Origin of the sequence: Delftia sp. K82 (genome assembly GCF_002193035.1) — a bacterium.
Classification (GTDB): Bacteria; Pseudomonadota; Gammaproteobacteria; order Burkholderiales; family Burkholderiaceae_C; genus Comamonas; species Comamonas acidovorans.
On sequence record NZ_MYFL01000001.1, the window covers coordinates 257098 to 269865 of the forward strand.

Consider the following 12768-nt stretch of genomic DNA (forward strand, 5'->3'; position numbering starts at 1 on the left):
CGTTATGCTCGGCCCGCATTTCGTCGAATTGACGATAGCTTTCATCAAATTGCTAAGAAATTTGATGCATAAAAACTATGAATTGATGGGGCATCACCGTGCCCCGAGGAGAAGGCCGTGAACGGTTTCCTGCGAAGCTGCCTGGTCTGCTGGGGGTTGCTGTGCGGCTGGGTGGTGCAGGCTGCCGAACCCGCGGTGGCTGTCTATTACGGGAACAAGGCATCGCTCAGTGAATTGAGCCTCTACGACATTGCCGTCGTGGAGCCGGGCCATGGCTATGACCCGGTACGGTTCCGCAAGCAGGCCCCGGGCAGCGAGCTGTATGCCTACGCTTCCGTGGCCGAGGTGCTGCCCGAGCGCGCCTACTTCGGCAAGATTCCCGAGGCCTGGAAGATGGCGCGCAATGGCGCCTGGCAGTCCATCGTCCTGGACCAGACGCCTGCCCAGTGGCCCGCCTTCTTTGCCGACGAGGTGATCGCACCGCTGTGGAAGCAGGGCTTTCGCGGCTTCTTCCTGGACACGCTGGACTCCTACCGCCTGGCCACGAATTTCGACGAAAAGGCTCAGCAGGACGGCCTGGTGCGCGTCATCGAGACGCTGCACCAGCGCTACCCCGGCATCCGGCTGATCCTGAACCGGGGCTTCGAGATCGTGCCGCGCGTGCGGGACAAGGTGCAGATGGTGGCGGCGGAGTCGCTGTTGCGGGGCTGGGATGCCAGCCTCAAGCGCTATGTGAACGTGCCCGAGAAAGACCGCGAATGGCTGCTGCAGCAACTGCAGACCATCCGCGAGCGCGACCGCCTGCCGGTGCTGTCCATCGACTACGTGGCCCCGCACGACCGCGACGCCACGCGCGAGACGGCCCGCCGCATTGCGCAGCTGGGCATCATTCCGTGGGTGTCGGATGCAGGCCTGCAGACCCTGGGCATAGGCCAGGTGGAGGCGGTGGCGCGCAGGGTGTTGATTCTCTACAACGGTGCCGACTATCCGTCCATCAACGGCGCATCGGCGCACCGCTTTCTGGAAATGCCCATCAACTACATGGGCTATGTCGCCGACTACGCCGATGTGCGCGAGCCTCTGCCCGAAGGCGTGTCACGCGACCGCTATGCCGGTGTGGTGAGCTGGTTCGGCGGCGCGGTGCCCGAGATGCGGGCCAAAAGCGTGCGGCAGTGGCTGGCCAACCAGGTGCAGCAGGGCATGCCGCTGCTGGTGCTCAATACGCTGGGCCTGTCCCAGGACCGCACCATGTCGGCCGCCCTGGGCACGCGCAGCACGGAAGCGGCACCCGTGTTCCCGCTGCGGCGCGCCGAAAAGGTGTCGGTCATGGGTTTCGAGATACAGCCGGCCGAGCCAGCGCACGATTACGAAGGCTGGGAGTTCACGCCGCAGATGGCCAGGGGCAGCCGCGAGTTGCTGTCCTTCGACGACAAGCGGGGGCGCCGCTTCGTGTCAGCCGCCATCACGCCCTGGGGCGGCTTTGCTCTCATGCCCTATGTGGTGGTGGGCATGCCGGGCACCGACCAGTCGCGCTGGGTGATCGACCCCTTCGCGCTGTTGCGCGAGGCGCTGCGCCTCCAGGACTTTCCGGCGCCCGACGTCACCACCGAGAACGGCCGCCGCCTGCTGCTGGCCCATGTGGACGGGGACGGCTTTCCCTCCAAGGCCGAGTTGCCGGGCACGCCCTTCGCGGGCGAAGTGCTGCGCCGCGAGATTCTGGAGCGCTACAGGATTCCGCACACCATCTCGGTCATCGAGGCCGAAGTCTCGCCGCAGGGCCTGTATCCGCAGTGGGCCGACCAGCTGGAGGGCATTGCCAAGCGCATCTTCGCCATGCCCCATGTCGAGATCGCCAGCCATTCCTATTCCCATCCCTTCTTCTGGGAGCCCGGGGCAGCGCCCGACGGGGATGACAGCAAGGAGGTGAACCTCAACCTCCACATCCCCGGCTACCAGATGGACATGAACCGGGAGATCAATGGCTCGGTCGACTACATCCGCAAGCGCCTGGCGCCGCCCGGCAAGCCGGTGGACGTGTTCCTGTGGACCGGCAACACGGCGCCCAGCGCCGAGGCCCTGGCCATCTCCGACGCGGCGGGACTGCTCAACATGAATGGCGGAGACACGGCCATCACGCGCAGCAATCCCTCGCTGACCGAGGTGCGCAGCTGGGGTCTGCGCAAGGGCGGCCACCTGCAGATCTATGCGCCCGTCACCAACGAGAACATCTACACCAACCTCTGGCACGGGCCGTTCTACGGCTTCGAGCGCGTCATCGAGACCTTCGAGATGACCGAGGCTCCCCGGCGCCTGAAGGCCGTGGACATCTACTACCACTCCTACTCCGCCAGCAAGCAGGCCAGCATCAAGGCGCTGCACAGGATCTACCAGTGGGCGCTGGCGCAGCGGCTGAACCCGGTCTACAGCTCCGAGTACATCCGCAAGGTGCAGGATTTCTACGAATTCGCCATCGGCCGCGACGCGCAGGGCTGGCGCCTGCGGGGTCCGGGCCAGCTGCGCACGCTGCGCATGCCGCCCGGCATGGCCCTGCCTTCCATGGCTGCCAGCAGCGGCATTGCCGGCTATGCCAAGGGGGCAGATGGCAGCTACCTGCACCTGGCCGGCAGCGCCGGATACCTGGTGCAACAGGCGCAACAGACGCAACAGGACGCCGCAGGCGCGGCCGCCCACGCGGCGCGCCCCTATCTGGTGGATGCCAATGCCCGGCTCACGCAATGGCAGCCCCAGGCCGACGGCGGCGTGCGCTTCGCCCTGCAGGGCCATGTGCCGCTGGAGCTGCGCATGTACCTGCCTGCCGGCTGTTCGCTGAGTTCCTCGAACGCCGCCACGCCCCTCCTTGCCGTGGCGGGTGCCGATACCGGCAACGCCAACCTTCGTTCCTTCAGAAGTACCCAAAACAGTGTCGAACTCCAAGCGCAATGCCGGGGGCTCTGAGCGCCCCATCACGGTTCCCTTCTGGCTGATCGCGCTGCTGGCGGTACTGATCGGTGGCGCCCTGTGGATGCTGTTTCCCAAGCAGGATCTGGAGCGCCGGCTCTCCGTCACCGGAGATGACTCCGAGCTGTCCTACAACTACCTGAGCAACCTGCTCAAGAGCGATCCCGGCAACGAGAACCTGCGCGCCCTGCTCAAAGCCAAGGAAGAGCGCCTGCAGGCCATCAAGCTGGCGCGTGAAGAGGCGGCCAAGCAGGCACTGCCCAGCGCAGCCGTCCAGGCCTGGGACCACTGGCAGGCCGCCTACCAGGGCTATCTGGAGGCGCAAAAGCAGGACCACCGCGCGGGCGGACAGGCCGAGGTGCTGGCGCCGCAGGTGATGCAGGCGTTGAAGGACGTGCCGCTGCAGGGGCTGACCCAGGAGCAGGCGCTGTACCTGGCCTCGTCGGCGCTGGTGCTCAAGGACGCACCGCTGGCCCTGGGCATCTACGACGACGTGGCAGAGCGCCAGGCCGATCCCGCGCGCAAGGCGCAGGTCTATGAATCCGCAGCGCGGCAGGCGCTGGGCATGTCCCTGTACGAGGAATCGGCCCGGCTGCTGCGCCAGGCCAGCGCCACGACCGAAGACGTCCAGCAGTCGCGCGCCTACCTCTGGCAGGCCCTGCAGGTGCTGCAGTCCGGCAACCGTGCCAACGAAGCGCTGGCGCTGGCGCGCCAGCAGGAAGAACTGCTGGGCAGCGACCCCGAGACGCTGCGAAAGCTCATCGGCCTGGCGCGCGCGGCCGGCAACCGGGCCGAGGCCGAGCGCTATGCCAAGCGGCTGCTGCAGCTGTCGCTGCTGCAGCAATGGCAGACGCAGGTGGCCGGGGCTTCGGGCGCCGGTCCGGACCCGGTTGCCGACGACGGCGCCTGGGCGCTGCAGCCCGTGGCCTGGACCGCGCCGGGCTGGCGCATGCTGCGCACGGCCGATCCCGCGCGCAAGCCGCCGCCGGGCCTGCCCTTTGACGACAAGACCTACCTGCTGGGCTACGAGGTGTTCCTCGAAAACCGCAACCTGGAAGATGCCTGGCGCGTGGCCACGGCTGCGGTGCGCCAGGCGCCGCAGGACATGGCCTGGCGCGAACGCCTGGCCCAGGTGTCCGAATGGATGGGGCAGCAGCAGCAGGCCCTGGACAGCTGGCTGGTCATTGCGCAGAACACGGGGCGCGAGGATGCCTGGAAGACGGTGATGCGCCTGGCGCCGGGCCTGTTCGACGACCGCGCCCTGATTGCCGGCCTGCGCCACCAGTTGAGCCGCCGTTCCCAGGATGCCGCGCTGCAGCAGGCGCTGGTCCAGGCCTACGAGCGCCAGGCCGAGCCCGGCGAGGCCATCGACTATCTGCAAAAGCACGGCAGCACGCCGCAGTCGCAGATCCTGCTGGCCCAGCTGGCCGAACGCGCAGGCCGGTCGCAACTGGCGCTGCAGGCCTGGAAGCGTGTGCTTGCCGATCCCGAGCAGCGGACGCCGGCCCATGCCATGCCCGCCGCCGTGCTCGCGCTGCTGCAGGGCGAGCCGGCCCTGGGCCTGCGCTGGCTGGAGGATGCGCAGACGCGCATTCCCGCCGGCATGCAGGACGAGGGCGAGTACTGGCGCCTGCTGGGCGACCTGGCCCAGGACCAGCGCCAGGAAGCACTGACGCTGAAGGCATACCGCCGCCTGCTGCAGACGCCGCACGCCGGCATCAGCGACTACGACGAGGTGATACGCCTGCTGCAGCGCGCCGACCGGCGCGAGGCGGCCCGGATGTCCCTGCACGCCTGGGAGCAGTTCCATGACGTGCGCCATCTGACGCAGGCCTTCTACCTGCTGGAGGACCTGGAGGACTGGACCCAGATCGGCAGCCAGGTCGAACGCATCTTGGCCGACCCGGCCCTGGTCAAGCGCCTGCAGGGCCAGCCCACCTTCTTCCAGATACTGGGCGCCTACTACCAGCGCACGGCGCAATCGAAAAAGGCCATGGAGGCCTTCGAAAAGGGCCTGGCGCTGGACCCCGGCTCCACGCCGCTGCGCCAGGGCCTGATGTGGCTGCTGATCGACACGCAGAATGCGGCGGCCCTCAAGCTGCTGCTGGCGGCGGCCGAGCCTGTCTGGGCGCGCGATGCCGACATGCACGGCGCCCTGGCGGCGGCCTACATGACGCTGTCGCGCCCGGCCGTTGCGCTGGAACGCTATCTGAAGCCGCACCGCGCCGAGCATGCCGACGACTTCCTGTGGATGATGCAGTACGCCGACGCGCTGGAGCAGAACCAGCAGGCCGATCGGGCCTGGAGCCTGAGGCAGCAGCTGTGGACGCGCGAGAAGGTGCGGGCACGCGCCCAGGACGGCGCAGCGGCCCTGGCCGCCCGCAAATGGCTGACGGCCGAGGGGCTGGACGAGGTTCAGCGCCAGGCCCGCAGCCGGCTCATGCTCTTTCATACACAGGGCGATGCCGAATTCGCCCTGATGCGCGAGCTGCTGCGCATGGACCTGGAAGGCGGGCGCCGCGAGCATTCCGCCGCTGCGGCCGAGCTGGCCATTGCCTGGCTGCAGGAGCGCGGCGAGTACCAGGCCGAGCGTGGTTACCTGTGGCAGCAGTACGCGCGCAGCCGCAGCAAGAGCACCAGCTCGCCGCTGTGGGCCGAGATCACGGTGGCCCTGGCGGAAAAGGATGTGGCCCAGGCCGGGCAGCTGCTGCAGCGCCATGACGAGGCGCTGCCGCGCTATGACCGCATCAACGCGGCAGCCATGGTCGGCGATGTGCGGCTGGCGCAGACGGCGGCTTTCGAGAACATGGCCGACCAGCCCGACGACGATCCCCTGCACCTGGCGCTGACCGAGCAGCTGCTGGCCTTCAGCGACTACGGCGGCCTGCAACTGCGCAACCGCCGCATGGACGCCATCGACGAGCAGGTCTCCCGGCTGCGCTGGCATGTGGGCCTGAACCCCCGCTGGGCGCTGGACCTGGATGCCGAGGACGTGCGCCGCACGGTCAACAAAAACACCCTGGTGCGCGGCCCCTCGCAGGAGCGGGGCATCGGCCTGCGCCTGACGCGCAAGACGCAGTCGGCCTCCAGCGAATTCATGCTGGGCCGGCGCGAAAGCCTGGAGGACTACACGCCCATGCAGTTCACGCAGACCTACAACGTGGACAGCCGCTGGAGCCTGCAGGCATCACTGGGCCGGCACCTGGCCACGCAGGAAACGCTGGCCATGCGCATGGGCGGCATGAAGGACCGCGTGTCGCTGGGCAGCAGCTACCAGCTCTCGCGCCTGGACCAGATCACGCTGGAGCTGGCATCGGAGCGCTACCGCGTGCAAAGCGGCGCACGCGTGGGCTCCGGCAACCATGCGACGCTGCAATACCTGCACACCTACCGCAGCGAGGCGCCCACCCTGCAGTTCGGTGCCTTCACCTCCTGGCACCGCTACAGCCGCAACGACCCGGCGCTGCTGCAGGGCCGGGATGCGGCCATCCTGGGTTACCTGCCGCCGTTCAACGATCCCACCATCGACTATCTGCTGCCGCGCAGTTTCCGCTTCTCGGGCCTGCAGATGATGTTCAACACGGGCTACGAGCAGCAGTACACGCGCGCGCTGCGGCCCTACGCCAGCCTGGCCCTGACGCACCACAGCGTCAACGGCGCGGGCTACGAGCTGGGCATGGGCCTGGCCACCAGCCTGTTCGGCGCGGACCACCTCGCGCTGGGCCTGAATCTGTCCAAGTCGGGCATCAACACCGTGGGCAATACCCGCGAGCTGTTGCTGACCTACCGCCTCCACTACTGATCCGAAGACTTCAAGGAGCCTCTCCATGACACACCGCACCACTTTCGCCTCCCGCCTTCGCGTGCTCACGGGTATTGCCCTTTTCGGCCTGCTGTCTGCCTGCTCGACCATCGACCGGGGCACGGCGCCCGCGCTGGAGACGAACGCCAGCTGGGCGGTGCTACCCTTCGAGAACCACACCGAAACGCCCATGGCCGGCAACCGCGCCGCCGCCATTGCCACGGCGCTGATCAATGCGCGTGGCGTGGGCCAGGTCAAGCGCTACACGGGCGATGCACTGCAGGAAACCCTGTTCGACGGCCGCGAAGCCAAGCGCCGCGACGACGCCCTGGCCTGGGCGCGCGGCGAAGGCGTGCGCTATGCGCTGACGGGCGCGGTGGACGAATGGCGCTACAAGGTGGGCGTGGATGGCGAGCCGGCCGTGGGCGTGACCTTGGAGATCGTGGACGTGGGCACCGGCGCCACCGTGTGGAGCGGCGCGGGCGCGCAAAGCGGCTGGAGCCGTGAGGCCCTGGCCGCCGTGGGCCAGAAGCTGATCCGCAACCTGCTGGGCACAGGCCTGGCCAACGCCCGATAAGCGAATCCAGGGAACGACTCTTCATGCCAGACCAAGCCAGCACGCCCAAGGCGGCACCGCATTCCGCTGCACCGCGCCGCGCCGGCATTGCCGCGGAATTCAGAGGCTCGCCGCTGGGCCTGCTCGTGCAGACGAGCGCCAAGCCCTGGGTGGTGGTGGGCGAGACGCTGCTGCTGCCGGTGCTGGCTCTTTTGATCGGCATGTGGGCCAACCCGGACAATCCCCTGTGGGTGGAGTCCGAGTTCCCCTGGGCCTGGCTGGCGCCCGTGGTGGTGGCCCTGCGCTACGGGCCGGTGGCCGGCCTGTCGGCGGCTGGCGTGCTGCTGCTGGCCTGGCTGGGCGTCAACCAGCGCGATCTGTCGCTGTTCCCGGAACAGTACTTTCTGGGCGGCCTGATCCTGGTCATGGTCGTGGGCGAGATCTCCAGCCTCTGGCGCGCACGCATACGCCGCGCGCGCACGGCGCAGAACTACATGGACCAGCGCACCGAGCAGCTGATCCGCCAGCATTACCTGCTGCGCCTGTCGCATGACCGGCTGGAGCAGGAGCTCATAGGCCGTCCCGTGTCCATGCGCGATGCCATCAACGTGCTCAGCGGCCTCAGTGGCGCCGAGGGCGATGCGCAAAGCCTGCTCAACCTGCTGTCGCGCTTCAGCCAGATCAGCGTGGCCAGCTTGGTGCCCGTGCGCAATGAGGTGCTGGACCCCACGCCCATTGCCCAGCTGGGGGGCGAGCGGCCCATCCATGTGCACGATCCGCTGGTGCGCCAGGCGCTGGACAGCCATGTGCTGTGCCATGTCTCGCAAAGCATGGCGGAGGGCCAGCAGACGCAGTACATCGTCGTGGCGCCCATGCTGGACCTGGAGGGCGAGATCTACGGCCTGCTGCTGGTCGAGGAAATGCCTTTCTTCGCATTGCAGGAAGAGGCGCTGCAGACCATCAACCTGCTGCTGGGCTACTACACGGACAGCGTGGCCGCCAACAGCCTGGCTGCGCCGCTGCTGCAGGCCTATCCCGATTGCCCGCCGCATTTCGCGTTCGAGCTGCAGCGCATGGAGCATGTCAACCGCAGCGCGCGCCTGAGCAGCGTGGTGGTGGCGCTGGAGCTGTCGCCCTCGGCTGTGCAGGCCCAGATGGCCCAGCAGATCATGCGGCTGGAGCGCATGCTGGACCGCTCCTGGCTGCAGGAAAGCGATGGCCGGCAGCTGCTGGCCATCTTCATGCCACTGGGCACCAACGCCACGGCCGAGGGCTACCTGAACCGCATCGAGGGCTGGCTGGCCCAGCGCGGCGTGGCCTCGCTGGCCGATGCGGGCATCTTCCCGCGCACCATCTTGCTGGACCGCTGCTCGGCCAGCAGCGTGCTGGAGCGGCTCCATCAGATGGGGCAGGGCCATGCTTAACCTCAAGCTGGCACTGGGCGCGCTGGCCGCGGAAATCGCCTCCTGGAGCAGCCTGTGGCTGCTGCGCAGCCAATCGGACGCGGCCCTGCTGGGCTATCTCACGGCCCACGGGCTGGCCAGCGGCCTGCTGGCGCTGTGCCTGACGCCGTTCCTGGCCACCTCGGCCAAGTCGGTGCGCCAGCGGCTGGCGTTGGTGGTGCTGATGGGTTTGTTTGCCTATGCCGTGCCGGTGGCCGGTATTTTGGGTGCCGTGGTCGCCACCATTGCGCTGCACACCCAGCGCGGCCCGCGTGGCGGCCCGCGTTTCCCGGTGATGCCCCTGCCTGATTTCGACCCGCACCAGCAGGCCAGCACCAGCCGCCGCCAGGCGGGCCTGCAGTCCTTCCTGGCCAATCCCAATGTGCCGGTCGCCTCGCGCATGCGGGCCATGGTGGCGCTGGGCAGCGTGCCGGGGCGCATTGCCTCGCCCATGCTGCGCACGGCGCTGGGCGATTCCAGCGAAGACCTGCGCCTGCTGGCCTACAGCATGCTGGACGCCAAGGAGCGCGAGATCAGCAAGACCATCCACCAGGAGCTGCAGCTGTTCGAGCATGCCCGCCAGTCCGAGGGCGATGCGCCCTACGGGCCGCGTGGCCTGCAGGCGGCGCGGGCGCTGACCGACCTCTACGCGGAGCTGGTCTACCAGGGCGTGGCGCAGGGCGATGTGCGCGACCACGCCATCAAGCAATCCCTGCACTACTGCGACCTGGTGCTCGCTCAGCGGCCCGACAACGCCTTGCTGCTGCTGCGCCGTGGCCGGCTGCTGCACATGCAGGGCAGGGCGGTGGAGTCGCTGGCCTGCTATGAGCGCTCGCTGGCGCTGGGCATGGAGCCGGCACGCGTCGTGCCCTACCAGGCCGAGCTGCTGTTCGATCGGCGCGAATTCGCCAAGGCGCAGGCCCTGATGCGTTCGCTGGACATCGAGCAAGCCCTGCCGCGCCTGAAGCCCAGCATCCGCTACTGGAGTGCCTCATGAGCCGTGCGAGCCAGTTCCCCACGGCGCCCAATGCGGACATCGCGCTGCTGCTGGAAGGCACTTTCCCCTATGTCAGCGGTGGTGTGTCCAGCTGGGTCAACCAGATCCTGCAGGCCTATCCCGAGCACCGCTTTGCCATCGTCTTCCTGGGCAGCCGGCGCGAGGACTATGGCGATTTCCGCTACGCACTGCCGCCCAACGTGGTGCACTTCGAGCAGCACTACCTGTTTGACGCGCTGCACTCCAATATCCAGCCCGCCCCTTCGCGCGGCCATCCCGAGGCCCTGGCCAAGGCCCGGGAATTCCTGGGCGCGCTGGAGGCGCATGACGGCAGTGCCGAAAGCCGGGCCAAGGTGCTGGCGGCCATGCGTTCCATTGCGCTGGAGCTGCAGCCCGGCGGCAGCCTGCCGCTGGAGGATTTCCTGCACAGCGAATTCGCCTGGGACCTGATCCGCGACAGCTACCGGCGCCACTGCACCGACCCGTCTTTCGTGGACTTCTTCTGGACCGTGCGCATCATGCTGCAGCCGCTGTGGCTGATGGCGCGCATCGCCCACGGGCTGATCCCGGTGCGCGTGCTGCATACCGTCTCGACCGGCTATGCGGGATTTCTGGGCGGCCTGCTGCACCATGCGCGCGGCCTGCCGCTGGTGCTGTCCGAGCATGGCATCTACACCAAAGAGCGCCAGATCGACCTGCTGCAAAGCTCCTGGATCCGCGACAACCGCAACATCTTCCAGCGCGACCCCATGGAGGTGTCGTTCTTCCGGCAGATGTGGATACGGTTTTTCGACTGGATGGGGCGCTTTTGCTATGGCGCGGCCGATCCCATCATTGCGCTGTACGAGAACAACCGCCTGCGCCAGGTGGCCGATGGCGCGGCCGCCGAGCGCACGGTCAGCATCCCCAACGGCATCCGCATAGAACGCTTTGCGCCGCTGCGCACCCAGCGGCCCGCCGAGGTGCCGCCCGTGCTGTGCCTGATCGGTCGCGTGGTGCCCATCAAGGACATCAAGACCTTCATCCGCGCCATGCGCCGCGTGGTCAACCGGATGCCCCAGGCCCAGGCCTGGGTGGCCGGCCCCACGGCCGAGGACCCGGCCTATGCCGAGGAATGCCAGAACCTCGTGGACAGCCTGGGCCTGCAGGCCAACGTCCGCTTTCTGGGCATGCAGAAGGTGGAGGAGTTGCTGCCCAAGGTGGGCGTGGTCGTGCTGTCGTCCATCAGCGAGGCGCTGCCCCTGGTGATCCTTGAAGCCCAGGCCGCGGGCGTGCCCGTGGTCAGCACCGACGTGGGCTCGTGCCGCCAGCTCATCGACGGGCTGGAGCCGCAAGACCAGGCCCTGGGCTCGTGCGGGCGCGTGGTCGGCATTGCCAACCCCGAGGCGCTGGCCGACGCCTGCCTGGAGCTGCTGAGCTCGCCCGCGCAGTGGCAGGCCGCCAGCGCGGCCGGGATTGCGCGCGTGGAGCGCTACTACTCCGACCGGCTGCTTTTCGAGCGCTACAGGCAGGTCTACGACAGGGCGCTGCAACAGTCCGAGGAAAAACACTGATGGCCGGTATTGGATTCGAACTGCGCCACCTGCTGCGCAAGAACACGCTGACCAGCGTGCTCCAGGCCTACGCCTATGCGGGCGTCATCGGCTCGGGGCCGTGGGTGTTCTCCATCATCGGCATCCTGCTGGTGGGGGTGTTCAGCGTGAGCGTGGTGGCGCCGCCGCTGCTGGTCACGCAGTTCCAGACCTCGGTCACCTATCTGGTGGCCAGCAGCCTGATCCTGACCGGGGCGGCGCAGCTGGCCTTCACGCGCTTTGTGTCGGACCAGCTGTTCCTCAAGAAGGACGAGAGCATCCTGCCCAACCTGCATGGCCTGCTGCTGGTGGTCGTGGCCACTGCCAGCGCGCTGGGCACGCTGGCGCTGTTCGTGGTGCTGCCGGGCCAGGGCCTGCTGTACCGCGTGCTGATGCTGGCCGGCTTCACGCTGATGTGCGTGGTCTGGGTCATGACCGTGCTGCTGTCGGGCCTCAAGCACTACCGGGCCATTGCTGGGCTGTTCGGCGCCACCTACCTGCTCATCGTGCTGCTGGCGCTGCCGCTGCGCTACTGGGGGCTGGAAGGGCTGCTGGCCAGCTTCGTGATCGGCCACGTGCTGCTGCTGGCCGGCATGTGGATGATCGTGCTGCGCAGCTTTCCGCTGCAGCAGCGCTGGATCGCCTTTGACTTCACGCAGCGCTCGCTGATCTTTCCGGCGCTGATCGGCATCGGCGTGCTCTACAACCTGGGCATCTGGATCGACAAGTTCATGTTCTGGTACTACCCGCCGACCTCGCAGCAGATCATCGGCGGGCTCAGGGCCTCGCTGATCTACGACCTGCCGGTGTTCCTGTCGTACCTGTCCATCATTCCGGGCATGGCGGTCTTCCTGGTGCGCATCGAGACCGACTTCGTCGAGTACTACGACAAGTTCTTCGACGCCGTGCGCGGCGGCGGATCGCTGGAATACATCGAGTCCATGCGCAACGAGATGGTCTACGCCATCCAGGCGGGCCTGGGCGAGATCGCCAAGGTGCAGACGCTGGCCGTCCTCGTCACCCTGGTGGCCGGGCCGGCCATCCTGCAGTTGCTGGGCATCTCCCAGCTGTACCTGCCGCTGCTGCACGTGCAGGTGGTGGGCGCCGGCTTGCAGGTGGGTGTGATGGCCGTGCTCAACGTGTTCTTCTACCTGGACGAGCGGCGCATCGTGTTCATGCTCTGCCTGCTGCTGGTGGCGCTGAACATTGCCTTCACGGGCATCTCGCTGGCGCTGGGCGCCGCGTTCTATGGCTACGGCTTTTGCCTGGCCATGCTGGTGACGCTGTGCGTGGGGCTGTACCTGCTGTCGCGCGAGCTCAACCGGCTCGAATACAAGACCTTCATGCTGCAGTGACCGGCAGGCATCTCTCGCCATTTGCCGATTTGCACGGTCTTGATCCAGCGTGTTGGCGGGGGGCGCCGGTCTGCGCGACAATACGGG

Annotated in this window: 7 protein-coding genes; all 7 read left to right on the forward strand. The window is 67.7% G+C overall.

The window, feature by feature from the left end:
• Positions 1-117 precede the first annotated feature (117 nt).
• Genes KDK82_RS01140 through pelG form a run of 7 tightly spaced genes read left to right on the forward strand, consistent with a single transcriptional unit; the run spans position 118 to position 12681 of the window.
• Positions 118-2955 (forward strand): bifunctional glycoside hydrolase 114/ polysaccharide deacetylase family protein, encoded by a 2838-nt coding sequence (locus KDK82_RS01140; RefSeq protein WP_088163826.1) that lies wholly within the window; start codon positions 118-120, stop codon positions 2953-2955.
• A complete protein-coding gene (locus KDK82_RS01145; protein ID WP_088163828.1) occupies positions 2921-6760 on the forward strand; it encodes a tetratricopeptide repeat protein in 3840 nt (1279 codons plus the stop codon). The genes KDK82_RS01140 and KDK82_RS01145 overlap by 35 nt, the downstream gene beginning before the upstream one ends.
• Before the next feature lie 25 nt (positions 6761-6785).
• Entirely contained in the window at positions 6786-7337 is a 552-nt protein-coding gene (locus KDK82_RS01150) for a penicillin-binding protein activator LpoB (protein ID WP_088163830.1), read from the forward strand.
• A gap of 23 nt (positions 7338-7360) precedes the next feature.
• On the forward strand, positions 7361-8740 hold the full coding sequence (locus KDK82_RS01155) for a PelD GGDEF domain-containing protein (protein WP_012207341.1): 1380 nt from the start codon (positions 7361-7363) through the stop codon (positions 8738-8740).
• Positions 8733-9755 (forward strand): hypothetical protein, encoded by a 1023-nt coding sequence (locus tag KDK82_RS01160; protein ID WP_071956744.1) that lies wholly within the window; start codon positions 8733-8735, stop codon positions 9753-9755. Before KDK82_RS01155 ends, KDK82_RS01160 begins: the two co-directional genes overlap by 8 nt.
• Positions 9752-11308: a GT4 family glycosyltransferase PelF gene (gene pelF / locus KDK82_RS01165; RefSeq protein ID WP_088163832.1), complete on the forward strand. Its 1557-nt coding sequence runs from the start codon at positions 9752-9754 to the stop codon at positions 11306-11308. The genes KDK82_RS01160 and pelF overlap by 4 nt, the downstream gene beginning before the upstream one ends.
• Positions 11308-12681 (forward strand): exopolysaccharide Pel transporter PelG, encoded by a 1374-nt coding sequence (gene pelG, locus KDK82_RS01170; protein WP_012207338.1) that lies wholly within the window; start codon positions 11308-11310, stop codon positions 12679-12681. The genes pelF and pelG overlap by 1 nt, the downstream gene beginning before the upstream one ends.
• Positions 12682-12768 lie beyond the last annotated feature (87 nt).